Source organism: Lysobacter enzymogenes (assembly GCF_900106525.1).
Classification (GTDB): domain Bacteria; phylum Pseudomonadota; class Gammaproteobacteria; order Xanthomonadales; family Xanthomonadaceae; genus Lysobacter; species Lysobacter enzymogenes.
Genome location: NZ_FNOG01000001.1, coordinates 411368 through 434136 on the forward strand (window position 1 = coordinate 411368; position 22769 = coordinate 434136).

At 70.7% G+C, this 22769-nt stretch carries 22 protein-coding genes; 15 read left to right on the top strand and 7 right to left on the bottom strand.

The window, feature by feature from the left end; all coding sequences use genetic code 11:
* The first annotated feature begins 465 nt into the window (after positions 1-465).
* Complete coding sequence (locus tag BLU84_RS01765) at positions 466-1710, top strand: family 8 glycosyl hydrolase (RefSeq protein ID WP_083382245.1); 1245 nt, start codon at positions 466-468, stop codon at positions 1708-1710.
* A gap of 293 nt (positions 1711-2003) precedes the next feature.
* Complete coding sequence (locus BLU84_RS01770; protein ID WP_074862109.1) at positions 2004-2531, top strand: hypothetical protein; 528 nt, start codon at positions 2004-2006, stop codon at positions 2529-2531.
* A gap of 87 nt (positions 2532-2618) precedes the next feature.
* On the opposite strand, the gene BLU84_RS01775 is transcribed toward BLU84_RS01770, so the two are convergent.
* A complete protein-coding gene (locus BLU84_RS01775) occupies positions 2619-2810 on the bottom strand; it encodes a hypothetical protein (protein ID WP_074862112.1) in 192 nt (63 codons plus the stop codon).
* A 203-nt stretch (positions 2811-3013) separates the two neighbouring features.
* On the opposite strand from BLU84_RS01775, the gene BLU84_RS01780 reads away from it, so the two are divergent.
* Positions 3014-3802, top strand: coding sequence for an N-acetylmuramoyl-L-alanine amidase (locus BLU84_RS01780; protein WP_074862115.1), 789 nt, complete (start codon positions 3014-3016; stop codon positions 3800-3802).
* Between the two features lie 85 nt (positions 3803-3887).
* Here BLU84_RS01780 and BLU84_RS01785 read toward each other — a convergent pair whose 3' ends face one another.
* Together BLU84_RS01785 and BLU84_RS01790 are read right to left on the bottom strand one after the other, a co-directional pair.
* A complete protein-coding gene (locus BLU84_RS01785) occupies positions 3888-4454 on the bottom strand; it encodes an NADPH-dependent FMN reductase (RefSeq protein WP_074862118.1) in 567 nt (188 codons plus the stop codon).
* Positions 4455-4750: 296 nt separating this feature from the next.
* Entirely contained in the window at positions 4751-5998 is a 1248-nt protein-coding gene (locus tag BLU84_RS01790) for an APC family permease (RefSeq protein ID WP_074863260.1), read from the bottom strand.
* Between the two features lie 628 nt (positions 5999-6626).
* Here BLU84_RS01790 and BLU84_RS01795 point away from each other — a divergent pair.
* Both BLU84_RS01795 and BLU84_RS01800 read left to right on the top strand, forming a co-directional pair.
* Positions 6627-6806: a hypothetical protein gene (locus BLU84_RS01795; protein ID WP_074862120.1), complete on the top strand. Its 180-nt coding sequence runs from the start codon at positions 6627-6629 to the stop codon at positions 6804-6806.
* 541 nt (positions 6807-7347) lie between these two features.
* On the top strand, positions 7348-8151 hold the full coding sequence (locus tag BLU84_RS01800; RefSeq protein WP_074862123.1) for a lytic transglycosylase domain-containing protein: 804 nt from the start codon (positions 7348-7350) through the stop codon (positions 8149-8151).
* Between the two features lie 665 nt (positions 8152-8816).
* On the opposite strand, the gene BLU84_RS01805 is transcribed toward BLU84_RS01800, so the two are convergent.
* Together BLU84_RS01805 and BLU84_RS01810 are read right to left on the bottom strand one after the other, a co-directional pair.
* On the bottom strand, positions 8817-9959 hold the full coding sequence (locus BLU84_RS01805; protein WP_074862127.1) for a PQQ-dependent sugar dehydrogenase: 1143 nt from the start codon (positions 9957-9959) through the stop codon (positions 8817-8819).
* 361 nt (positions 9960-10320) lie between these two features.
* A complete protein-coding gene (locus tag BLU84_RS01810; RefSeq protein ID WP_074862129.1) occupies positions 10321-10824 on the bottom strand; it encodes a hypothetical protein in 504 nt (167 codons plus the stop codon).
* Between the two features lie 222 nt (positions 10825-11046).
* On the opposite strand from BLU84_RS01810, the gene BLU84_RS01815 reads away from it, so the two are divergent.
* From BLU84_RS01815 to BLU84_RS01855, 9 genes are all read left to right on the top strand, one after another.
* Entirely contained in the window at positions 11047-11235 is a 189-nt protein-coding gene (locus tag BLU84_RS01815; RefSeq protein ID WP_074862131.1) for a CPXCG motif-containing cysteine-rich protein, read from the top strand.
* Positions 11232-12140: a TolB family protein gene (locus BLU84_RS01820; RefSeq protein WP_074862134.1), complete on the top strand. Its 909-nt coding sequence runs from the start codon at positions 11232-11234 to the stop codon at positions 12138-12140. Before BLU84_RS01815 ends, BLU84_RS01820 begins: the two co-directional genes overlap by 4 nt.
* Before the next feature lie 8 nt (positions 12141-12148).
* Positions 12149-13297: a winged helix DNA-binding domain-containing protein gene (locus BLU84_RS01825; RefSeq protein ID WP_074863261.1), complete on the top strand. Its 1149-nt coding sequence runs from the start codon at positions 12149-12151 to the stop codon at positions 13295-13297.
* A gap of 457 nt (positions 13298-13754) precedes the next feature.
* The gene (locus BLU84_RS01830) at positions 13755-14132 is read left to right on the top strand and encodes an EF-hand domain-containing protein (protein WP_074862136.1); all 378 of its coding nucleotides are present in this window, start codon (positions 13755-13757) and stop codon (positions 14130-14132) included.
* A 238-nt stretch (positions 14133-14370) separates the two neighbouring features.
* A complete protein-coding gene (locus BLU84_RS01835) occupies positions 14371-15099 on the top strand; it encodes an HAD family hydrolase (RefSeq protein WP_074862138.1) in 729 nt (242 codons plus the stop codon).
* Between the two features lie 151 nt (positions 15100-15250).
* Positions 15251-15718, top strand: a complete 468-nt coding sequence (locus BLU84_RS01840) for a hypothetical protein (RefSeq protein WP_074862141.1) — start codon at positions 15251-15253, stop codon at positions 15716-15718.
* A gap of 265 nt (positions 15719-15983) precedes the next feature.
* Positions 15984-16469 (top strand): hypothetical protein, encoded by a 486-nt coding sequence (locus tag BLU84_RS01845; RefSeq protein WP_233431041.1) that lies wholly within the window; start codon positions 15984-15986, stop codon positions 16467-16469.
* A gap of 182 nt (positions 16470-16651) precedes the next feature.
* Positions 16652-17308 (top strand): hypothetical protein, encoded by a 657-nt coding sequence (locus tag BLU84_RS01850; RefSeq protein ID WP_074862144.1) that lies wholly within the window; start codon positions 16652-16654, stop codon positions 17306-17308.
* A gap of 94 nt (positions 17309-17402) precedes the next feature.
* The gene (locus tag BLU84_RS01855) at positions 17403-17915 is read left to right on the top strand and encodes a GNAT family N-acetyltransferase (RefSeq protein WP_083382247.1); all 513 of its coding nucleotides are present in this window, start codon (positions 17403-17405) and stop codon (positions 17913-17915) included.
* Between the two features lie 144 nt (positions 17916-18059).
* Here the strand turns inward: BLU84_RS01855 and BLU84_RS01860 are convergent, their stop codons facing one another.
* Positions 18060-19898 carry an ABCB family ABC transporter ATP-binding protein/permease gene (locus BLU84_RS01860; RefSeq protein ID WP_074862147.1) on the bottom strand — a complete coding sequence of 613 codons (1839 nt, stop codon included), beginning with the start codon at positions 19896-19898 and terminating at the stop codon, positions 18060-18062.
* A gap of 207 nt (positions 19899-20105) precedes the next feature.
* Between BLU84_RS01860 and BLU84_RS01865 the strand changes: the two genes are divergently transcribed.
* Positions 20106-20963 carry a penicillin-binding transpeptidase domain-containing protein gene (locus tag BLU84_RS01865; RefSeq protein ID WP_074862150.1) on the top strand — a complete coding sequence of 286 codons (858 nt, stop codon included), beginning with the start codon at positions 20106-20108 and terminating at the stop codon, positions 20961-20963.
* Between the two features lie 154 nt (positions 20964-21117).
* On the opposite strand, the gene rtcR is transcribed toward BLU84_RS01865, so the two are convergent.
* Positions 21118-22707 (bottom strand): RNA repair transcriptional activator RtcR, encoded by a 1590-nt coding sequence (gene rtcR / locus BLU84_RS01870; RefSeq protein WP_074862153.1) that lies wholly within the window; start codon positions 22705-22707, stop codon positions 21118-21120.
* Between the last annotated feature and the right edge of the window lie 62 nt (positions 22708-22769).

Here is a 22769-nt window from a genome sequence, read left to right on the forward strand (position 1 = left end):
GCGAGCCAGGCCACAAGCACCGAGCGGCTCTTGTGGGAGGGCCTTCAGGCCCGACGCTTTGCGCTCCCATGCGACGCGGCGGCCCCGGCCAAAAGCCGCGAAACCGATCCTCCGGCGGCGCCAAGCGCAACGCCCCACCCGCGACTGCAACCGCCGGCACGCGTATACCGCGACTGCGCGCACCCGCCGCGCTACGACCAAAGTCGATCTGCGAACCCACGCAACTGCGTTCATGCGTGCGATGACGGCGGTCGCGCTTTGCCGCTTGCGTCCGCGCTAGCCTGCTTGCGCCCGCAGCGCCGAAGCATGCGCGTCGCCGCGGCCGCACCCGACCGTGCGCGCTGCGCCGCACCCGCCGCGCTGCGTAGTTCCCCTCCCGCCGCCGTCGCGGCGCGGACGCCTGGCGTCCGCGCGCGCCGCTGCGTGCGCGGTCGCCCACCGACCTTCCTCTTGCGGAGACTTCCCATGCACCACGCCACCGCCTTACCGCGCCGCGGCCTCAAACTGCTGTCGCTGGTCCTGGCCACCGCCGCCGCGCTCGGCGCCTCGCTCGCCGCGCAGGCCGCACCGAACTACCCGTTCGGCAGCCATCGCCAGGCCTACGTCAGCGGCACGCTCAGCCCCAGCGTCGGCCGCGCCGCGGCCGATCAATCCACCGCCTCGTTCTATCGCGCGTGGAAGCAGCGCTATCTGGTCGCGGGCTGCAAGGCCGGCGAATACCGGGTCAAGGCCAGCACCGACACCGCGTATGTGGTGTCCGAAGGGCAGGGCTACGGCATGCTCATCACGGTGATGATGGCCGGCAACGACCCCGACGCGCAGACGCTGTTCGACGGCTTGCACCGCTACAACCGCGGCCATCCCAGCAGCGGCAATCCGGCGCTGCTGGCGTGGGCGCAGGACGCCAACTGCAAGAACGTGGCCGGTCCCGATTCGGCCACCGACGGCGACCTCGACATCGCTTACGCGCTGCTGCTCGCCGATCTGCAATGGGGCTCGGCCGGCTCGATCAATTACCTGTCCGAAGCGCGCAAAGTGATCGCCGCGATCCGCAGCAGCAACGTCAACGCCAGCACCAAGCTGGTCACGCTCGGCGACTGGGTCAGCAGCAGCGAGCCGAACTACTACAACTCCACCCGCAGCTCGGACTGGATGCTCGGCCATTTCCGCGGCTTCGCCAGCAAGCTCGGCGACAGCTACTGGACCGGCGTGCTCGACGCCCACCAGACCCTGATCGGCAAGATGCAGAGCAGCTACGCGCCCAACACCGGCCTGCTGCCGGACTTCATCGTCAACACCAACGCCACGGCCAAGCCGGCGCCGGCGAATTTCCTGGAATCGGAATACGACGGCGCGTACTCGTGGAACGCCGGCCGGGTGCCGTGGCGCATCGGCATCGACGCGGCGGTCAGCGGCGACAGCCGTTCGCGCAACGCCGCGCGCAAGCTCAGCCAGTGGATCAAGGTCAAGGCCGGCAACAACGCCAACAACATCCGCAGCGGCTACAAGCTCGACGGCACGGTGACCGAGAACTACAACAGCACCTTCTTCACCGCGCCGTTCGCGGTCGCCGCCACCGTGGACACCGACCAGGCCTGGCTCGACAAGCTATGGACCTACCTCGCCAACGGCAGCACCAGCGATTACTACGGCGACAGCGTCAAGCTGCTGTCGATGCTGGCGGTGACCAACAACTGGCTCAAGCCCTGATCCTTGCGGCCTGATCGCAGGACGCCCGATCGCTGGGGCCGGCCCGCGCGCGTCGCGGGCCGGCCGCATGCGCTTGTCAAGCGCCCGAGTCGGCAAAGTTTTGACAGTGCGCCTAGGTCGAAAGTCTATGGAGTTGTGCCGCCGGTCTCTTTTAGGATCGGCCTTCCGGTCGCGTCGGGGAACGCGCCGCAAGCGGTCCCCGTGCGGTACCGGCACTACTCAATGGAAAGCGAAGGGCCGCCCCGGCCCGATCCTGCGGCGTTCGCGGCCGCCATCGACGAGGCAAGGGAGTCATGCGCAAGATCGAGTCGAACCTGTTGTCGCACCGTTTCATTTCTTCGCGCGCGCCCGTTTCGCGCCTGCTCGGCCAATGCGTGGCCGGCCTGCTGCTGGCCGGCGTGTGCGCCGTGGCGTCCGCCTCGGGCGAGCCCAAGCCCTTCGATACCGCCAGCGTGCTCGAACAGCAGAAGCAGATCCGCGGCGACATCGACGCCGGCCGCGGCGACTACGCCAAGCTCGAACCGGCCAAGCGCGACGAACTGCGCACGCGCCAGGACCGCTTGAACCAGCTGCTGCAGGGCCGCAGCTACGACCAGCTTAGCGCCAGCGAGCGCGACCAGGCGCACCAGGATCTGGCCTGGATCGGCCAGGCCTCCGGCAATGCGACCGCCTCGGCCGATCCGGACGAGAAGGTGGTCTGCCAGCGGGTGCGCTCGATCGGTTCCAACCGCATCGAGAAGGTGTGCAAGAGCGTGTCGCAGCGCCGCGACGAGCAGAAGAACCGCGCCGAGCCGCAGCTCGAGCGTCCCGGCATCCGCTAAACGCAGCGGCCGCACGCCCGGCGCGCGGATACGACCGTTCGGTCGACGGCCGCGCCGCTGCGGCGCGGTCGCGACCGTGCGATGGGTTCAATCGCAGCAGCGGCAGGGCTGGCCGTTGCCGGGATTCCAGCCCGGCAGCCCGCCGCAGCGGTCCTGGCAGACTTTGATGCTGCACAGCGCCTTGTCCGGCGGCGCCGACGAGGCGGCCTGGACGCCGAAACCGAATCCGAACGCGGCCAGCGCGAATGCGGCCAGCCAAACCTGCGACTTGCGTTTCATGCGCGATCCTCCGATAGCAGCGGACGACGCCAGCGCGCCCGCGACGCCGGCACTGTAGGCGCGCGCTGGCGCCGCCAACGCCGACTGGGTCACCGAACGCGGCGCAGGTGACAGTTGTAAGCGCGCCGCACCGCGCCCGCCGGCGCCGCCGCCGAGGCCGGCGCGCTTGCCCTACACTGGGTTTTTCCCGCCTCGAAGACCGCATGAACCTTCGCCGCCTTCCTTCGCTCGGCGCCGTCGCGCTGGCGCTCGTCCTGGCCGGCTGCGCCAGCGCGCCGCCGCACAATCCGTTGGCGCAGTGGCGCGGCTCGCCCAACTTCAACGAGCGGCGCGCGCAGTTGATCGTGCTGCACCACACCCAGATGGACAGCGTGGGCGAAGCCTTGCGCACGCTGCAGACCGCGAACTCGCAGGGCAAGGTCAGCGCGCATTACCTGATCGGCGAGGACGGGCGCATCTATCAGCTGGTGGCCGAAGAGCGGCGCGCGTGGCACGCCGGCGCGGGCCGCTGGGGCGATGTGTCGGATCTGAATTCGGCCTCGATCGGCATCGAGCTCGACAACGACGGCAGCGAACCTTTCGCCGAGGCGCAGATTCAGAGCCTGCTGCGCCTGCTGGCCGATCTGACCCGCCGGCTGGGCCTGCCGCCGCAGGCGATCCTCGCCCACGGCGACCTCGCGCCGGAGCGCAAGAGCGACCCGAGCGTGCAGTTCCCGTGGAAGCGTCTGGCCGAGGCCGGTTTCGGCCTGTGGCCGCGCGAACCGCTGGCTGCGCCGCCGCCGGGGTTCGACCCGTGGGCGGCGCTGCGCCTGGTCGGCTACGACCTGCGCGACCCCGGCGCGGCGCTGGCCGCGTTCCATCGCCGCTTCCGCGGCAACGAAGCGCGCGACTGGCAGCCGGGCGACGCTGAGGTGCTGTACGACTTGCAGCGGCAGCTCGTGGCCTTGCCCGAAGGCGCGCCGCCGCCGCTGCCGGCGCCGCCGCTGCGCTGAGCGCGCGGCGCTTCAGCGGACGTCGTCGCCCGCACAGCGCAGCTTGCGCCGGCTTCGAACCGGCGCGGCCATCCGGCGCCGCCGCTCAAGCCGCCGCTTCATACGGCATCGCCTCGCGCGCCTCGCGCAGCGCCAGCGCCCACCAGCGCAGCCGCGCCAGCGCCACGTCCATCGCCCGATGCGTGGCTTGCGGCTCGCGCAGTTCGCCGTCGGCGCCGAACTGACGCCCGGCATGGACCAGGCACACGCAGTCGCGCAAGGTCGCCGCGTGCAATTCGCCGAACACCTGGCGCAGTTGTTCGATCGCGCGCAGCCCGCCGGAACTGGCGCCGTAGCTGACGAACGCGACCGGCTTGGCCCGCCACGGTTCGTAGCAGGCATCGATCAGCGCCTTCAGCGGCGCCGGATAGCCGTGGTTGTACTCGGGCGTGACGATCAAGAACGCATCGGCCGCATGCAGACGCTGGCGCAGCGATTGCAGCGGCGCCTCGTCGGCGCGGCCCGACAGCGGCCATTGCGCCGGATCGATGAGGTCGGTGTCGAACCCGCCGTGGGCGGCGACGCGGCGCTGCGCCCAGGCGCCGACCACATCGCAGAAACGGCCTTCGCGCGCGCTGCCGTAGACCAGCGCGAGGCGGAGATTGGAAGCCATGAACGCAGATCCTGCTGGAAACTGCCGGCAGGCTAAGACCTGAACTTTAGTTTAGGTCAAGCGCGATCCACCCGAAGCCCCCCTGTAGGAGCGACGCAAGTCGCGACCGCGACATCGCGCTTACGACGCAAGCCAGGTTTCGCGGTCGCGACTCGCGTCGCTCCTACAGGTAGCAGTCGCGACGTTCGCCGCGATCAGGCGGTCGCGACCGCGACATCGCGCCTGCGACGCAAGCGAAGTTTCGCGGTCGCGACTCGCGTCGCTCCTACAGGTAGCGGCCGCGACGTTCGCCGCGATCAGGCGGCCGCGTCCGCCTCCGGCTTGCGCCGCAGCTTGTAGATCGCTGCGCCCACCAGCAGCGCGACCGCCGCGGCGATCAGGTTCTGCGCACTGGCGCTGGCGAGCAGCCCCAGCGACAGCACGATCGCGGCGATCGGAATCAGCGGCCCGCCGGGCAGGTGCAGCGCGCCCTCGCGGCCGCGGTGGCGTTTTTGCAGCACCAGCACCGACACCGCGGTGCCGATGTAGGTGCACAGCCGCGCCACCACCGACAGCAGCGCGAGCTGCTGGAACGAGCCGGTCAGCGCCAGCACCAGCGCGATCGCGCCGAGGAACAGCACCGCCCGCGTCGGGGTATGGAAGCGCGGATGGATTTCGCCGAGCGCGCGCGGCCCGTAACCGTCGCGCGACAGCGCCAGCAGATAGCGCGGCCCCATCATCACCGTGTTGCTGTTGGTGCCCAGGATCGAGATCGCCGCGCCCACCGTCAGCACCAACGCCAGGCCGGTGCCGCTGAAGTGGGCGGCGGCTTCGGCCAGCGGGCTGCTCGAGGAGGCGATGCCGGGCAGCGTGCCCAGCGCGACCAGCTGCACGGTGAAATAGATGATCGTCACCAGCACGATCATGGTCAGCAGCGCGAACGGCACGTCGCGGCGCGGATTGCGGTATTCGCCGGCGGCCGCCGGCAGGTTCTCGAAGCCGGCGTAGGCGAACAACAGCAGCAGCGCGGCTTCGCCGAGGTGGTCCATCGGCAGCGGCGCATCGCTGCGCAGCAGCGAGGGATCGAAGTAGAACGCGCCGATCGCCACGAACAGCACCAGCGGCACCAGCTTGCCGATCGCCAGCGCCACGCCGGCGCGCGCGGCGGTGCGCACGCCCAGCACGTTGATCAGCACCAGCAGGCCGAGCGAGCCGGCGACGATGAACACGCGCGCCGGCCCGGCCTTGGCCGCCGGCCAGAACAGCGCCACCGCCTCGGCCAGGCCGTTGCTGAGCGAGGCGGCGGTGGAGATGCGGGTCACCAGCAGCATCCAGCCGACCTCGAAACCGGCGAACGGCCCGAACGCCTCGCGCGCATACAGGTAGCCGCCGCCGGGCTGGTCGAAATAGCTCGCCGCCTGCGCGTAGCACAGCACCAGCAGGGCGACGGCGAAGCCGGCCAGCAGCACCGCCCACAGGCTGGCCGGGCCGAGCAGCATCGCCGCGGTGGCCGGCAGCAGGTAGATGCCGCTGCCGATGACGTCGTTGATCGACAGGCCGACGATCTGCCAGCGGCTGACCGCGCGGACGGTGCCGGAGTCGCCGGGTTCGGAGCCGGATTGGGAGGCGGAAGGGGAAACGGCAGGTGCGCGGACGGAAGTCGGCTCGCTCGACGGCTGGCTCAAAACGATGGTCCCCTCGCTCGGTGGCGGGCGGCGCGCGCGGGCGGCCGCAATCGGGCCACCTTAGAGCCAGCGCGGCGCGCACTGCAATGCGCACTGCGGCATGTGCGGCGCCGGCATCGTCATGAGCGGGCGCGGCGCCGGGCGCGGCGCGCTGAATCGGCGGCGTTCGTAAACGTTTTGTTGCGTTCAGCCGCGGCGCCGGCGCGCGCGGTGCGAATAGCGATTAAGCGATCACGCTTTGCGCCGCGATCCGGTCGCGGCCTAACGCAGCGCTGTCGCGGGTTGGTTAAACAAACGTAGCGGCGAAGTGTGTGCCCCCGTTTTCGTTCATCGCGATGACGGCAGTGTGCAGCCCGTGCCGTCCCACTTCCCCTGCGGCACGTGCAGCCGGCCGCGGCTGCGGCGGTCCCCCGGTGTTCCCCCGCACCGCGCCGCAGCCGCGGCCGTGGCCCACCCGGCCGCGCCGCGACCCCGAGGCCGGCCGAAACCATCTGAGGTGCATGCTTCCATGAAGATCGATCTGCGCTTTGCCGCTTATGCCGCCATCGTGCTCGGCGCGCTGTCGCTCGCCGCTTGCAAGAGCAAGGGCGAAACCACGCCGGCCGCGCCGGCCGCGTCCACCGCCCCCGCGAGCGCGCCGGCCGATGCGGCCGCCGCGCCGCCGCCGACCAGCGGCGACGGCGGCTGATCCTTGCGGCGGCCGGCATGCCCGGCCGCCGCTGCCGGATTTGCGCCGAGGCGGTGGCGATCCGGTCGTACATCGTTTCTAGAATGCCGCGGCCGGCCCTACGGATCGGCCGCGGCATTCAGGCAGTACCGGTCGGGCCGCAACCGATCGGACAGCGAAGAACCCGGATCGAGTTCGCTCGGGCGGGTTCACTCGGGCGCGGCGTGGTTGGGCGAGTCGATCGCGTTGCGCCCGCTTTTTGGCCGATGGGCGCTTCGCCGCTTGGCTGACGGGCGCCTCACCGCGTCGGGCCGGAAAGCGTCGGGTCTGAAGGCCCTCCCACATCACGCGCGCTGCGGCGGGTCGGGGTTGCGGCAGCGGCTGCAGGTTGTGCGGCAAGGCTCTGATTTTGTGGGAGGGGCTTGAGCCCCCGAGGCTTTCGTCCCCGACGTCGCGCACTTCGCCCCATCCGCCCACGGCGTCTTGACCTGAATGAACGCAGCCCCCGGCCCCTGACTTCCGGCGCTGTGCGGCCGCGCGCGCGGCCCTAGAATCGCGCCTCATGATCGCCGCCGCGCCCGCCCGAACCCTTGCCTTGCGCCTGGCCGCCGCCGTGGCGCTGCTGGCCTTGGCGAGCACCGCGGCGCAGGCGCGCACCGTCTACCGCTGCGTGCGCGACGGCACCGTCAGCCTCGCCACCGCGCCCGAGCCCGGCTCGCGCTGCGAAGCCAAACAGATCGACGACGACGCGGTGAAGCTGCCCAACCTGTGGGGCGAGATGGGCGTCATCAACGGCAACCTCTACGAACGCCAGCAGGACGGCAAGACCGTCTACAGCACGCGCAACCTGCCCGGCTCGGTGCGGGTGATGGGCTTCACCGTGGAAACGCCGCCGGGCGAGCCGGCGCATCCGGGCCTGGGCAAGGTCGGCAAGCCGCAACTGGACAAGTTCTCCGCGCAGTTCCGCAGCGCCGCCAAGGCCAACGGCCTGGACGACGCCTGGCTGCGCGCGATCGCCCACGCCGAAAGCGGCTTCGACGCCAAGGCGGTGTCGAGCAAGGGCGCGCAGGGCGTGATGCAGCTGATGCCGGAAACTGCCAAGGAATACGGCGTCGGCGATCCGTTCTCGTCGGAAGAATCGATCAAGGCCGGCGCGCGCCACCTCAAGTCGCTGCTGCGCCGCTACAACAACGACCTGACCCTGGCCACCGCCGCCTACAACGCCGGCATCGGCACGGTGACGCGCTACCGCGGCGTGCCGCCGTATCGCGAGACGCAGGAATACATCGCCAAGGTCGAGGCCTTGCTGCAGAGCTACCAACTGGCGCTGGGCACGCGCAAGCCGGCGTTGCGGGCGGCGCAGTAGCGGATTTCGCGGCAAGTGGGTTTCCCCGCGCCGCTCCCAGCCGTCATCCCCGCGAAGGCGGGGATCCAGAGACTTCAGAGTCATGCTGCGGTGAAGCCCTGGATGCCCGCCTTCGCGGGCATGACGTTAGGTGGGTTTCGCTGTGAGTAGGTGTGGTGGGTGTCGCGAGCGGCTTTCGCGACAAGTAGGTTTCCCCGCGCCGCTCCCAGCCGTCATCCCCGCGTAGGCGGGGATCCAGAGACTTCAGAGTCATGCCGCGGTGAAGCCCTGGATGCCCGCGTTCGCGGGCATGACGTTAGGTGGGTTTCGCTGTGAGTAGGTGCAGTGGGTGTGTCGCGAGCGGATTTCGCGGCAAGTGGGTTTCCCCGCGCCGCTTCCAGCCGTCATCCCCGCGAAGGCGGGGATCCAGAGACTTCAGCGTCATGCTTCGGTGAAGCCCTGGATGTTCGGCTTCGCCGAAGTAAAACAGAGCCCGCGTTCGCGGGAATGACGATGGGTAGGGTTCTGGGCATGACGATAGGTGGGGTTCGCGCGCGCGACGGTACGTGGGGTTCGCAGCGGCGTTTCCGATCTCAGCACCCTGGCTTGCGAAACCGCAGCAAGGCCAGCAACGAAAGAGCGGGCCGTAGCCCGCTCTTGCCATCGTCGCAACAACCGCCGCCGCATCAGATCGGCGTCAACCGCAGCAAGCGCGCGTTCGTCCCGTCCTCCAGGAGCCACACATCCCCGTTCGGCCCTTGCTCGACCTCGCGGATGCGCTTGCCCATCGGATAGCGCTCGGCTTCCGCTGCGGTGTTGCCGTTGAACTTGACCCGCACCAGCGCCTGCGAGGCCAGGCCGCCGATCAGGCCGCTGCCGGCCCAGGCCGGGAAGCGCGTGCCCGAATAGATCACGAAGCCGGCCGGCGCGATCACCGGCGTCCACCACGCTTCCGGCGCGTTGAGGTCGGGGCGGGTGCTGTGGCGCGGGATCGGCGTGCCGTCGTAGTGATCGCCCTGCGACACCACCGGCCAGCCGTAGTTGGAGCCGCGCTCGATCAGGTTGAGCTCGTCGCCGCCGGCCGGGCCCATCTCGTGGATCCACAGCTTGTTCTGCGCATCGAAGGCGATGCCCAGCAGGTTGCGGTGGCCGTACGACCACACCGTCGCGGCGACCCCGCCGCGGTTGTAGAACGGATTGTCGGTCGGCACGCTGCCGTCGTCGTTGAGCCGGATCACCTTGCCCAGCGGCGAATTGAGATCCTGCGCCGGGTCGAACTTCTGCCGCTCGCTGGAGGTGATCCACAGCTTGTGGTCCGGCCCGAACGCGAGGCGATGGCCGTAGTGATTGCTGCCGGTGACCTTGGGCTGGCGCCACAGCACCTGCAGATTGCTCAGCGAGCCGCCGGTGCTGGTGAGGTTGAGCTTGGCGCGCGCGACGGTGGCGCCGGCGGTGCCGCTGGTCGTGCCTTTCTCGGCGTAGCTGATGTAGATCAGGCCGTTGCTGGCGAACTGCGGATGCAGGATCACATCGCCGAGGCCGCCCTGGCCGCCGTAGGCGACCGCCGGCACGCCGGTGATGGTCTGCGCGCTGCCGCCGATGGTCAGCACCTTGAGCTGGCCGCGCTTCTCGGTGACCAGCAGGCGGCCGTTGGGCAGGAAGGTCATCGCCCAGGGTTCGTTGAAGCGCGCCACTTCGGTGGCGGTGAACGGATTGGCCTTGGCCGCCGCGGCGTCGGCCGGCGCGTCCTGCGCATCGTGTGCGAACGCGGCGGCCGCGGGCAGCGCCAGCGCGGCGGCGCACAACAGGGACAGCGAGGTGAGCTTCATGGCGGTTCTCCGGCGTGGTGCGTTGGGAAAGGCCGGCCGAGAGTGCCACCCGCTGCGTGCGCGATCTTGCGACCGCCTCGGCAGTTCGCCGCGGGCGCGCGCGCACCGCGAGCGATCTTCAACCGCGATCACGCGCGCAATGAGGCTTGCGCGCTAGGAAATCGTAAGCGGGCGAGATGCCGTGCCGCACGCGGCCGAATTCGCTGCGTACGCGCGTCACGCGATTGCTGCATATGCGCGTGCGCCGCGCCGTCGCGCGTCGGCGCAGGCGCGTGTTGCGAACGCGCGTTCGCCCGCACGCATCAGCCGCGCGCGACGAAGGCGGCGAACGCGCTGCCGCAGCCGCGCCGCGCCTCTCGCCTCAGGCCAGCGCAGTGGGCGCGTCGAACGGCAGGATCTCGACCCCGGGCGCGTGCGCGAGCACATAGGCTTCGGCGCGGCCGAGCAGATCGCGGTCGCCATCGATCACCACCAGGATGCGGCCGGCGCGGATGTGCGCGTCGAACTTGCGCCGGATCGGGTCGGGCAGGGCCGAGCCCATCAGCGCCGAGGCCCAGCAGCCGACCATCGCGCCGGCGGCCAGCGCCGCGGCGGTGCCGGCCACGGTCAGCCCGATCGGGGTGATCACCACCGCGAGCAAGCCGGCCAGCAGTCCGGCCGCGCCGCCGTAGCCGGCGCCGCGCAGCGCCGCGGGCATGAGGTCGGTGTCGGCTTCCTTGCGTTCGTTGGGGATCGATTCGAGCTCGATGTCCGAGCGCGCGATCAACAGGATGTCGTCGTCGCGCACGCCGGCTTCGCGCGCGGCGTCCATCGCCGTTTGCGCGACGATCAAATCGGGGGTGCTGAACACATGGCGGGTCTTCATGTCGCCCTCCGCGCGCCGCCGTCGCTGGCGTCCGCACGGGACGCCGGTCGGCACCGGCCGGGCACGGCGGCGTGCCCGCCGGGCCGTGTAGCGCCAGACTCCGCCGGGTCGGGTTAAGCCGCGGTGAGCCCGGCCGCCGCTCGCCGCGGGTGAGGAACGTCACTGGACGCGGACCGCCCGCGCCGCGCATCCTGCGGCCGCCATCGCCTCCCGGAGTCGCGCATGCTGCCCAGCGTGGAAGTGCACTGTCCTTATTGCGGCGAACCGATCGAGCTGCTGATCGACGAGTCCGCCGGCGACCAGCGCTACATCGAGGATTGCCAGGTCTGCTGCCGCCCGATCGTGGTCGCGGTGAGCGTCGACGAAGACGGCGAACCGGACGTGGCGGTGTACGCGGAGGACGACGCATGAGGCTCGCGCTCGCAGCGCTGGCCGCATGCCTGGCCGCCTCGTCGGCATTCGCGGCCGTTCCGGGCTTCGGCGCGCGCGGCGAAAGCGTCGAGCCCTGGGCGCCGGCGCGCATCGCCAGCGCGCGCTTCGAATCGCACCCGGCATTCGACCCGCTCACCGGCGATCTCTACTTCGTGCGCAGCGCAGCGGATTTCACCGGCTGGCGCATCCTCACCAGCCATTGCGGCGGCGACGGCTGGAGCGAGCCGGTCGAGCCGGCGTTCGCCGGCGACGGCGTCGAGGCCGATCCATGGTTCACCCCGGACGGCCGCGCGTTGTACTTCATTTCCTCGCGCACGCCCGACGGCGCGGCGCCGCCGGCCGCGGGCGGCAAGCGCAAGGATCTCGACCTGTGGCGGGTCGAGCGCGACGCGCAAGGCCGCTGGGGCCGGCCGCAGCGCCTGCCCGAGCCGGTCAATTCGCCCGACGCCGAGTGGTTCCCGCGATTGGCGCCGGACGGTTGGCTGTACTTCGGATCCAACCGCCCCGGCGGCCTGGGCAAGACCGACCTGTGGCGCGCGCGCCAGGGCCGCGACGGCGCCTGGGCCGTGCAGAACCTGGGTCCGGCGCTCAATACGCCCGACGACGAATATGAGCCTTTGGTCTCCGCCGACGGCAAGCGCATGGTCCTGATGGCGGCCGACGGCCTGTACCAGAGCGTTCGCGGCGCGCATGGCTGGTCGCAGCGGGTCAAGCTCGGCCCGGCGATCGACGCCAACGGCAGCGAGATCGGCGCGCTGTGGTCGCCGGACGGGCATTCGATGCTGTTCGCGTGCGACCTCAAGGGCGAGCGCTCGGGCGAACTGTTCCTGTGGCGCGACGGCAAGGGCGATCCGGACTGGCCGCCGCGCTGTCCGCGCCGGTGACCGGGCCGATGACGACGAAAACGCGTGGCGCGGCGCCGCCGACCCTGTCCGCGCGTGCGCTCAACCGTGCCCTGTTGGCGCGGCAATCGCTGCTCGAACGCAGCGACGAATCGGTCGAGGCGATGGCCGAGCGTCTGGTCGGATTGCAGGCGCAGGCGCCCAATCCGCCGTACCTGGGGCTGTGGACGCGGCTGCAGCGGTTCGCGCTGGACGATTTGACCCGCGCCTTGCAAGAACGGCGCATCGTGCGCGCGACGATGATGCGCGGCACCTTGCACTTGGTCAGCGCCGCCGACTATCGCGCGCTGCGTCCGGTGCTGCAGCCCGCGCTGCGGCGCCTGTCGCTGGCCAGCGGCCACGCCAAGGCGCTGCGCGGACTGGAATTGGACGCGCTGCGCCGCGCCGGCTTCGAGGCCTTGCGCGCCGCGCCGTTGAACGCGGCCGAGCTCGGCGACGCCTTGCGCGCGCATTGGCCCGATCACGATTGCGGCGAACTGGCGCTGCTGGTGCGCAGCGCCGAGGCGCTGGTGCACGTGCCGCCGGCCGGCTGTTGGGATTGGCACAAGCCCGCGGCCTTCGCCACCGCGCTGGACTGGCTCGGCGCAGCGGTCGCCGATGAGGCCGGCGAAGACGCCGCCGATGCGATGGGGCTGCGTTATCTGCGCGCGTTCGGCCCGGCCAGCGCGCGCGACTTCGGCGCGTGGTCGGGCCTGTCCGCGCCGGCCGAACGCCTGCGCCGGCTGCGGCCGCAGTTGCAAGTGTTTCGCGACGAAGACGGCACGGAACTGTTCGACCTGCCCGACGCGCCGCGGCCACCACCGGAGCTGCCGGCGGCGCCGCGCCTGCTGCCGGAGTTCGACAATGTGCTGCTCGCCCACACGCAGCGCGAGCGCATCCTCGACCCGTCCGCGCGCGCGGCGGTGTACACGCGCAACGGCCTGGTCGCCGCGACCGTGCTGGTCGACGGCTTCGTCGCCGGGGTGTGGAAACTGCAGCGCGACGCGCGCTCGGCGACGCTGACGGTGTTCCCGTTCCGCCGCCTGGCCGCGGCCGAGCGCGCCGAACTGGAAGCGCAGGCGGCCGATTGCCTGCGCGTGGCCGCGGCGGATCGCCAGACGCACGATGTGCGCTACGCGCGGGTACAGAAGCCTGTCTAGCGTTGGGGCGATGCGTACCGATCTCGCGGTGCGCGCGATCCGGAAGCCTTGAAACGAGCGAAGAGGAAAGAGAAACGAGTCGCGACGCTCGTTCCTCTTTCCTCTTCGCTCGTTTCCGCTCCACAGCCTCCCGCAAACGCAGCACCCGCCACCGCATCGCGCCGCGCATTCGTAAAGGTTGTGTTGCGTTCAGCGAATCGCGCCGAACGAAGCGCTAACGATTTGCCGCGCCGAGTCACGTTTTGCCGCGCTGCGTCGCCGCGATTCGTGTCGTGCCTAACCGCTGTGCGCGGCGTGGTGGTTAAACGAACGTAGCTTTAACTCTCGCGCGCGGTGATCGGTTCAGAACCGCGGCGGCAAGGTGGACCCGTGCTTCGCAGCACCACACGCCCTGCGATGCGCCGACGACGAGGCGGCGTTTCGCACCACGGCTCACCTACCGAAGGAGTACCGACGGATGAACATCAAGTCCCGCAAGCCGCTGATCGCTACCCTGGCCCTGACCGCCGCGCTGGCCGCGCCGATGGCGTTCGCCCAGTCGGCCGCCGACCAGGCGCCGCCGACCGGCGACGCGGCCGCTTCCAGCGCCGCCCAGGATCCGGCCGCCGCCACCGCGGCGCCGGCGCCGAGCGCGCAGAAGAAGAGCTGGGCCGACGTCGACACCGACAAGAGCGGCAACCTCAGCAAGGGCGAGGCCTCGGCCGTGCCGGCGCTGAGCCAGGTGTTCGAGCAGGCCGACAGCGACGCCAACGGCCAGCTGACGCCGGACGAGTACAAGAATTACGTCGCCAAGGCCCAGTCGGGCGGCGGCGCCGCCAGCAGCGGCGGCAAGTAAGCGCAGTCAGGGCGGCCGGGCCAGCCCGGCCGCCCCCTTGGGGTGCAGGAACTTCCTGCGTTGTGCGAAGGGCGGCCTTGCGGCCGCCCTTTTTTTGTAGGTCTCTCGCGCCGGCCCTTCGCGGCGCCGGCGCGGATTTGCGACTGCGGTCGCGCCGCGCCGCTGTGCGCCGCCTGGCGGCCGCGCGCGCGCCGCCGCGCCCACCGTGGGCGTCACGCAAATGCGCGATAATCTGCGCATGAGCGCACCTCTTCGCATGGTCGGCTTCGACGCCGACGACACCCTCTGGCGCAGCCAGGATTACTTCGACCAGGCCCAGCTCGATTTCGAGCGCATCGTCGGCCAGTACGTCGATCTCGGCGACGCGCGCCTGCACGAGCGCCTGTACGAGATCGAGAAGAACAACATCGGCGTGTTCGGTTACGGCGTCAAAGGCATGACCTTGTCGATGATCGAGGCGGCGGTGGCGATCACCGGCCAGCGCATCAGCGCGGCCGACCTGCACCGCATCGTCGAGCTGGGCAAGGACTTGCTGCGCCACCCGGTCGAGATGCTGCCGGGCATCGCCGATGCGGTGGCGGCGATCGCCGCGGACTTCGAGGTCGTGCTGATCACCAAGGGCGACCTGTTCCATCAGGAAGCCAAGGTCAAGCAGTGCGGCCTGGCCGACCTGTTCCGCCGCATCGAGATCGTCAGCGAGAAGGACGCCGGCACCTACGCCCGGCTGCTGCGCGAGTTCGGCCTGCCGGCGGCGCAGTTCGCGATGATCGGCAATTCGCTGCGCTCGGACATCGCGCCGGTGCTGGAGCTCGGCGGCTGGGGCATCCACGTCCCGTACCACACCACCTGGGCACACGAGAACGAAGCCGAGGTGGCCGCCGACGCGCCGCGTCTGCGCCGGGTGACCAGCGCCGCCGACCTGCCGCAGACGGTGCGCGAGCTGGCGCGCGCGGCCGAAGCCGGCTGAAAACGGTACCAGCCTGCGCCCGCGCCGCAGCGCGCGGCAACCGCGACTAAGCGGCCGTGAAAGCGGCGCGAACGGTTAAAAACCGGTTCACCCTGGCGGCCGCAAAGTCGCACTGCCCGCCGACGATGCGGGCATCCCCCAGGAGACCGCCATGACCGTTCTTTCCCGCTGGCTCGCCCCCGTCGCTCTCGCCGCCGGTCTCGGCGCGGCGGCCGTCGCGCTGCCCGCGCCGGCCCGCGCCGACGATCTGACCCGGGTCATCGTCGACATCGCCGACGTGATCGTGCGCAACAACACCCCGTACTGGCGCTACGGCAACTACGGCTACAACGACCGCCTGGTCGTGGTCCACGATCGCTGGGGCCGGCCGACCTACTACCGCAACGCCCCGCGCTACGCCGATTACCGCTATCGCCCGGCGCCGCCGCCGCGCTATTACGCGAACGACCGTCGCTACGACGACCGCCGCTACTACGATCGCGACTGCAACAAGCACGGCAAGTGCCGCAGCACCTATTACGACGCCCGCTACGATCGCCGCAACGATCATCGCTGGGACAACCGTTATTACGATCACGGCCGCCACAACGGCCGCTGGCGCGATCGCGACGACGATTGATCGGCGCCGGTCGATCGGTCCGATCTGAATCGGTCCGGTTCGATCCGCGCTGCGATCTTGGCCTGATCGACGCTGCCCCGGCGCCGGCCCCGCCGCCGCGAGACAGCCCGCCTCCCGTTCCACCGCGACGGCGCCCCACGGGGCGCCGTCGCCGCTTGCGGCCGCCGCTGCGCGCGGCAACGGCGGCAGGCGTAAGCATGGGGTGATAGCCTGCTTTCCCCGCGGCCGCCGCCGGCGTCCGCGCTCCGTCCGCACGAGGCCCGCCATGTCCCATGCTTCCGTCCGCGCTGCAGGCTACGGCCCGTCGCGCTTCCGCCGCGCGCGTCGCGCCGCGCTCGCCGCCGCGCTGCTGGCCGCGTTCGCGCTGCCGGGCACCGCCGCGGCCGGCGGCACGCTGACCTGCAAGCTGCGCTTCTCGATGTCGGGTTGGTCGGTGTTCTACAAGACCTCGTCCGGCTCGGGCACGGTCAGCTGCAGCAACGGCCAGAGCTTCGGGGTGAAGATCCGCGCCAAGGGCGGCGGGCTCACCGTCGGCAAGTCGCGCATCGATCACGGCACCGGCGAATTCGCCGGCGTGCACCGCATCTCCGACGTGCTCGGCAGCTACGCCTCGGCCGAGGCCCACGCCGGCGCGGCGCGTTCGAGCAAGGCCCAGGTGATGACCAAGGGCGAGGTCTCGCTGGCGCTGGCCGGCACCGGCCAGGGCTGGGATCTGGGCGTGGCCTTCGGTAAGTTCACCCTCTCGCGCTGAATCTGCCGCGCTGCTGACTGGATCGCTAACGCGCCGTGGCTGCGCGCTGAACTGGCGCCGCGCCGTGCGTTGATCCGCGCCCGGCCAGCCCGATCTAGCCCAGGTGGCCGGGCCAAACGCCCGGATCCGGCATCCGCATCCAGCGACTGTGCCGACGCGACGACGACGCGAGGAACCCGCCCATGCCGCATCCGCTGAAACGAAAATTCTTCGCCCTGACCGCCTCGCTGGCGGCGCTGCTGGGCACGCCCCTGCACGCCCAGGACCTGCCGCAAGGCTGGCAGCCGCGCAGCGGCGACGGCTGGGTGGACGTGTGGCTGGGCGACATCAACCGCTACGGCGCGCGCTATCGCGAGCCGTTCGTCGACGAGATGGTGCGTTACTACGGCGCGCCGCGCGAACTGGTCGGCGAACTGCTCGACCGCCGCCGCTGGACGCCGGGCGATGTCTACTACGCCTGCGCCATCGCCCAGGTGCTGGGCCGCCCGTGCCGCTACGTGGTCGACGAATGGGATCGCGACCACGCCGAAGGCTGGGGCGCGGTCGCGCAGCGGCTCGGGATCAAGCCCGGCTCGGGCGATTTCCACAAGCTCAAGCGCGGCTTCGTGCCCACCTACGACCGCTGGGGTCGGCCGATCCTGATCGACAGCGAGTTGCGCCGCGATTACCCCAACCGCCCGTTCCGCGACGTGGAAACGCCGGCGCCGGCGAAGGCCAAGGACGCCAAGGCCGGCGACAAGGCCAAGCCGGGCAAGGCGGCGGGCAAGGCCGGCTCCGCCAAGCCGCAGGGCGGCAAGCATCCGCCCGCGCAGGGCGGCAAAGGGCAGGGCAAGGGCTGAGCCGCCGCGGCGGCATCGGCCGCGGTCCGCGTTCGCCGCGGCCTGCGCCTTTGGTCGAAGCGCGGCGCTGCGGCGGCGCGGCTATCATCGCGGCATGAGCGCTCCGATACCTCCTGCGATTGCCGCCGACAGCGTCCGCATCGTCGACTACCACCCGCGCTGGCGCGAGGATTTCGCCCGCCTCAACATCGAATGGCTCGAGCGCTGGTTCGTGGTCGAGCCGATCGACCGCGAGGTGCTCGGCGACCCGCAAACGCATCTGCTCGCGGGCGGCGGCCGCATCCTGTTCGCCATCGATGCCGACGACCGCGCCCTGGGCACGGTCGCGTTGCTGCCGTACGAGGACGGCAGCGTCGAACTGACCAAGATGGCGGTGGCGCCGGAACTGCGCGGCGGCGGCATCGGCCGGCGGCTGATGCGCGGCGCCATCGAGGCCTTCGCGCAGATGGGCGGCCGCGAATTGTTCCTGGAGTCGAGCACCAAGCTGGCGCCGGCGTTGAAGCTGTACGAGAGCGTCGGCTTCCGCCATCGCCCGGCGCCGCGGCCGGGCTCGCACTACCAGCGCGCCGATGTGTACATGGTCTGGGAGGCTCCGCGCGCCGAGTGATCGCGCAGGCCGATGGGCTACCTGTAGGAGCGGCGCGAGCCGCGACTGCGGGGCTTCGGGCTTGCGCCGCAAGTCGTGGATTCGCGGTCGCGACTTGCGGCGCTCCTACAGGGGGCGGGCGGGGTTTGCATCCCGAGCGTGGGCTCAGGCGGGCGTTTCGTCGCCTTGGCGCAATTGCAGGTCCCACATCTGCGCATACACGCCGTCCAGCGCCAGCAACTGCGCATGCGTGCCGCGTTCGAGAATGCGGCCGGCGTCCATCACCAGGATCTGGTCGGCATCCATCACCGTCGACAGGCGGTGCGCGATCACCAGGGTGGTGCGCCCCACCGCCAGGCGGTCGAGTTCGGCCTGGATCGCGCGCTCGGACTTGGAGTCCAGGGCCGAGGTGGCTTCGTCGAAGATCAGGATCGACGGGTTCTTGAGCAGGGCGCGGGCGATCGCCACGCGCTGCTTCTCGCCGCCCGACAGCTTCAGGCCGCGCTCGCCGACCGGGGTGTCGTAGCCGTCGGGCAGCCCTTTGATGAAGTCGTGGATGTGCGCCGCGCGCGCGGCCGCCTCGACTTCGGCCTCGCCGGCTTCGGGCCGGCCGTAGCGGATGTTGTAGCCGATGGTGTCGTTGAACAGCACCGTGTCCTGCGGAACGATGCCGATGGCGCCGCGCAGCGACGATTGCGACAGCGCGCGCAGGTCGGTACCGTCGATCTCGATCGCGCCGGTTTCGACGTCGTAGAAGCGGTACAGCAGCCGCGCCAGCGTCGATTTGCCCGAACCCGAGTGGCCAACCACGGCGACGGTGGCGCCGGCGGGGATGTCGAAATCCACGCCGCGCAGGATCTCGCGGCGCGGGTCGTAGCCGAAGCGCACTTCGCGGAAACGCACCGCCGGCCGCGCCGACGCCAGCGCCACCGCGCCGGCGCTGTCGCGCACGTCCTGGCGTTCGTCGAGCAGGCCGAACAGACGCTCCATGTTGGTCAGCGCCTGCTTCACTTCGCGGTACATCATGCCGAGCATGAACAACGGCGCCGACAGCTGCAGCAGGTAGGCGTTGACCAGCACCAGGTCGCCGACGGTCATGCGGCCTTCGACCACGCCCTGCGCGGCCAGCCACATCATCGCGGTCACGCCCAGCGCCACCACCAGGCTCTGGCCGAGGTTGAGCACGGCCAGGGTCTTGATCGACATCACCTGGGCGTTCTCCAGGTGGCGCAGGTTCTCGTCGTAGCGGCGCGCTTCGTGTTCTTCGTTGTTGAAGTACTTGACCGTCTCGTAGTTGAGCAGCGAATCCACCGCGCGCTCGTTGGCGCGGGTGTCGGCCTCGACCGTGGCGCGGTAATAACGCGTGCGCCATTCGGTCACCGCCACCGTCCACAGGCCGTAGAGCAGCAAGGTGCCGATCGCGACCGCGGCGAAGCGCCAGTCGTAGATCCACACCAGCACCGCGGTCACCAGGGTCACCTCGATCAGCACCGGCACGATGGTGTAGAGGGTCCAGTCGAGCAGGTCGGAAATCGCGCTGCCGCCGCGCTCGACATCGCGCGCCACCCCGCCGGTGCGGCGGGCCAGGTGGAAGCGCAGGCTCAGCCCGTGCAGGTGGCGGAACACCTGCAGGGTGACCTGGCGCGAGGTGCGCGCCATCACCCGTGCGAACACCACCTGGCGCAGTTCGGTGAACAGCGTCACCCCGATGCGCGAGGCGCCATAGGCCAGCAGCAGCCCGACCGGCAGCAGCAGCGGCGTGAGCGGCACGTTGAGCCGGTCGATGAGCTGCTTGAGCGCCATCGGCACGTACAGGTTCAGCAGCTTGGCCGCCAGCACCATCAGCAGGGCCAGGGCGATGCGGCCCAGGTAGGGGCGCAGGTAAGGCAGCAGCGAGGCGATCACCGACCAGTCGCCGCGGCGGCCCTGCGCGCGGGCCAGCGGCGCGGCGCCGTCGCGGGCGTCGCCGTCGGCGGGAGGATCGATCGGGGGCGTGGCGGTCATGCGGTCCTGGGGAGCGGCGGCAGCGGAACGCGAGCATAGGACCTCCAGCGCGCTTGGGGTCAAGCGCCGGGCCGCGGCGGGCGGCGGCGCTGCGCGGCCGCGCTCGAAAACGTCGTGGCCGGCGTGGCATGCTGGGCGTCCCGCGCGGCCACTGCGCCCTCGGCGGCGCGCCTGCGCCGGTCGCGCTCACGCAAGGAGTCCGCAGGCATGAATGCCTCCAACGAACGCGCCGTTCCGGTCCGCGCGCCCCGTTCCGCCACGATCCTCGTCCGCGCCGCGCTCGCCGCGCTGTGCGTCGCCGCGTTCGCGCCGCCGCTGGCGGCGCAAGGCCTGGTGCGGCCGCTGCCGCCCGGGGCCTCGCCGCAACCGCCGCCGACGCCGATCCAGGTGTGCTTCCTGCTGGCCGACACCAACGGCATCGAACTGCGCCGCCAGCCCGCCAACGGCTGCGACCGGCGGGTGTCGCCGGGGGCGACCTACGAGATCGCCGCGGCGCTGGCCGGGCTCGACGCCTCGGTGGTGCGCAACAGCGGTCGCGTGTCCGGCGGCGAGCGCCTCGATCAGGCCCTGGCCTATTCCTCGTCCGGCTATTTCCGCGATCTCGACCGCGAAATGGGCTCGGCGCGCATGGGCGAATATCTGAGCCGCTTCAACTACGGCAACGCCGACACCCGCAGCGGCGGCGAGTACTGGAACGGCGGCTCGCTGCAGATTTCGCCGAACGAGCAGATGCGTTTCCTGCAGCGCTTGTTCGACAACCAGTTGCCGGTCTCGCGCCAGGCCGTGGCCAGCGTGCGCGAGAGCCTGCAGCCGCAGGGCTTCATCATCGCCTCGCGCGGCCGGGTGATCGCGCACTCCGGCTCGATGGCCGGCGGCGAGCCGCCGATGGTCAAGACCGGCGAGGTCGACACCGGCGCCGAGTCGGTGCGCTGGCAGGTCGGCACGCTGACTCGCGGCTCGCGCACCTTCGTCTATGTCAGCTGCGTCACCGGCCCGGCGGGCCTGGCGCAGAACGCCGCGGCGATCGTGGCCGACCACGAGTTGCGCAACGCCGGGGTGCAGTGACCGGCTTGCGCTGAGGCGGCGGCCGGCGCGTCGGCCGCCGTGCGCTGATGCGGGCGCGTGCGGGTGATGCCGACGCGCCTGGACATTTCCATCTGTTAGCGCGAACGCGCTCTGACGTTGTTTATCCGCTAGCGCGAAGGCGCTCAGACGTAACTTATCCGTTCGCGCGAACGCGCTCCCAGTCCAACCCGAACCGTGCCAGGTACTTGCGCAGCCGGTCGGCGTCGTTGCTGCTGGCCTTGCTCGCGCGCGACACCGCGAACAGCTCGCGGCCGGCCTGCGACAACGTCTTGCTGCGTCGGCACACCGTCAGCACGTCTTCCAGTTGCACGCGGTCGAACCGGTCGAGCTCGCCGGCCTGCGCGCCGAGCAGTTCGTCCAGCAGCGACGCCGGGCGCGCGCCGTGCCACTGCGCGCGCAGGCGGCCGATCTCTTCCTCGACCAGATCGGCGCGGATGCGCCCGCCCTCGGCCAATGTCGCCAGCCGCATCACCGAGGCGCCGAGGTCGCGGAAATTGCCGGTCCAGCGCGCCTCGCCGCTGAGCGCGAAGGCGAGGTAACGCGCGCGCGCCTCGCGATTGAAGGTCACCCGCTGGTGGTTCTCGCGCGAATGCCGTTCCAGTTCGAACTCCAGGTTCGGCTCGATGTCCTCGGCGCGCTCGGCCAGGCCGGGCAGGCGATACGTCCACAAGTTCAGACGCGCCAGCAGATCGTCGCGAAAACGCCCTTCCAGCACGCTGATCTGCAGGTCGCGGTTGGTGCCGGCGATGAGCTGGAAATCGCTCTCCACCTCCTTGTCGCCGCCGACCGGCAGGAAGCGCTTTTCCTCCAGCGCGCGCAGCAGCATCGCCTGTTCGTCCAGGCCCAGCTCGCCGATTTCGTCGAGGAACAGCAAGCCCTGGTGGGCCGAGCGCAGCAGCCCGGCGCGGTCGGCCGCAGCGCCCGTGTAGGCGCCCTTGATATGGCCGAACAATGTGCTCATCGCGCCGTCGCCGCGCAGGGTCGCGCAGTTGACCTCGACGAAACGGCCGGGTAACTGGTGTTTCTGCTTCTTCAGGTCGAACACGCGCCGCGCCAGCTGGCTCTTGCCGGCGCCGGTCGGGCCCATCAGCAGCATCGGCGATTTCGAGCGCGTGGCCACGGTCTCGATCTGCTCGATCATGCGGTTGAACGCCGGGTTGCGCGTGGCGATGCCGCTCTTGAGCAGATCGCGGTCGTGCAGGCGCTGCTCGGCGAAGCGTTGCGCGATGCGGTCGTAGCGCGACAGGTCCAGGTCGATCACCGCGTAGCTGCCCGGCGAGCGCCCGTCCTGCTTGCGCGGCGGCGCGGTCTGCAACAGCCGGCCGGGGAACAGCCGGCTTTCGGCCAGCAGGAACCAGCAGATCTGCGAGACGTGGGTGCCGGTGGTGATGTGGACGTAGTAGTCCTCCTCGTCCGGGCGGAACTCGTAGCCGCGCACGAAGTCGTCGAGCACGCCGTAGACCGTCTCGAAGTCCCAGGGATCGCTGAGGTAGACGTCGTGGCGGCGGATGTCGCTTTCCGGCGAGACCTGGGCGAGGTCGGCGGCGACTTGGCTGGCGAGGCGATCGAAGCGGCGCTCGTCGGCGAGCAGCTCCAGGCGGTCGAGCAGGAAGTCCTCGTGCATGCCCAGCGACACGGTCGGGCGCCACTTCTCCCAACGGCCGGCGCCGGAGGCGGCGTCGAGCTGGGTGCCGAGCATGCCGATGACGACCTGGCGCTTCATGGGTTATCCAATCAGATAAATATCGATATCTTAGTATATAAATGGGAAAGGGCGATTGGCGA

What these genes read in the sequence shown, in the direction of transcription:
- BLU84_RS01765 (WP_083382245.1), top strand. Translation starts at nt 466, where the DNA reads ATGCACCACGCCACCGCCTTACCGCGCCGCGGCCTCAAACTGCTGTCG.
- BLU84_RS01770 (WP_074862109.1), top strand. Translation starts at nt 2,004, where the DNA reads ATGCGCAAGATCGAGTCGAACCTGTTGTCGCACCGTTTCATTTCTTCG.
- BLU84_RS01775 (WP_074862112.1), bottom strand. Translation starts at nt 2,810, where the DNA reads ATGAAACGCAAGTCGCAGGTTTGGCTGGCCGCATTCGCGCTGGCCGCG.
- BLU84_RS01780 (WP_074862115.1), top strand. Translation starts at nt 3,014, where the DNA reads ATGAACCTTCGCCGCCTTCCTTCGCTCGGCGCCGTCGCGCTGGCGCTC.
- BLU84_RS01785 (WP_074862118.1), bottom strand. Translation starts at nt 4,454, where the DNA reads ATGGCTTCCAATCTCCGCCTCGCGCTGGTCTACGGCAGCGCGCGCGAA.
- BLU84_RS01795 (WP_074862120.1), top strand. Translation starts at nt 6,627, where the DNA reads ATGAAGATCGATCTGCGCTTTGCCGCTTATGCCGCCATCGTGCTCGGC.
- BLU84_RS01800 (WP_074862123.1), top strand. Translation starts at nt 7,348, where the DNA reads ATGATCGCCGCCGCGCCCGCCCGAACCCTTGCCTTGCGCCTGGCCGCC.
- BLU84_RS01805 (WP_074862127.1), bottom strand. Translation starts at nt 9,959, where the DNA reads ATGAAGCTCACCTCGCTGTCCCTGTTGTGCGCCGCCGCGCTGGCGCTG.
- BLU84_RS01810 (WP_074862129.1), bottom strand. Translation starts at nt 10,824, where the DNA reads ATGAAGACCCGCCATGTGTTCAGCACCCCCGATTTGATCGTCGCGCAA.
- BLU84_RS01815 (WP_074862131.1), top strand. Translation starts at nt 11,047, where the DNA reads ATGCTGCCCAGCGTGGAAGTGCACTGTCCTTATTGCGGCGAACCGATC.
- BLU84_RS01820 (WP_074862134.1), top strand. Translation starts at nt 11,232, where the DNA reads ATGAGGCTCGCGCTCGCAGCGCTGGCCGCATGCCTGGCCGCCTCGTCG.
- BLU84_RS01825 (WP_074863261.1), top strand. Translation starts at nt 12,149, where the DNA reads ATGACGACGAAAACGCGTGGCGCGGCGCCGCCGACCCTGTCCGCGCGT.
- BLU84_RS01830 (WP_074862136.1), top strand. Translation starts at nt 13,755, where the DNA reads ATGAACATCAAGTCCCGCAAGCCGCTGATCGCTACCCTGGCCCTGACC.
- BLU84_RS01835 (WP_074862138.1), top strand. Translation starts at nt 14,371, where the DNA reads ATGAGCGCACCTCTTCGCATGGTCGGCTTCGACGCCGACGACACCCTC.
- BLU84_RS01840 (WP_074862141.1), top strand. Translation starts at nt 15,251, where the DNA reads ATGACCGTTCTTTCCCGCTGGCTCGCCCCCGTCGCTCTCGCCGCCGGT.
- BLU84_RS01845 (WP_233431041.1), top strand. Translation starts at nt 15,984, where the DNA reads ATGTCCCATGCTTCCGTCCGCGCTGCAGGCTACGGCCCGTCGCGCTTC.
- BLU84_RS01850 (WP_074862144.1), top strand. Translation starts at nt 16,652, where the DNA reads ATGCCGCATCCGCTGAAACGAAAATTCTTCGCCCTGACCGCCTCGCTG.
- BLU84_RS01855 (WP_083382247.1), top strand. Translation starts at nt 17,403, where the DNA reads ATGAGCGCTCCGATACCTCCTGCGATTGCCGCCGACAGCGTCCGCATC.
- BLU84_RS01860 (WP_074862147.1), bottom strand. Translation starts at nt 19,898, where the DNA reads ATGACCGCCACGCCCCCGATCGATCCTCCCGCCGACGGCGACGCCCGC.
- BLU84_RS01865 (WP_074862150.1), top strand. Translation starts at nt 20,106, where the DNA reads ATGAATGCCTCCAACGAACGCGCCGTTCCGGTCCGCGCGCCCCGTTCC.
- rtcR (WP_074862153.1), bottom strand. Translation starts at nt 22,707, where the DNA reads ATGAAGCGCCAGGTCGTCATCGGCATGCTCGGCACCCAGCTCGACGCC.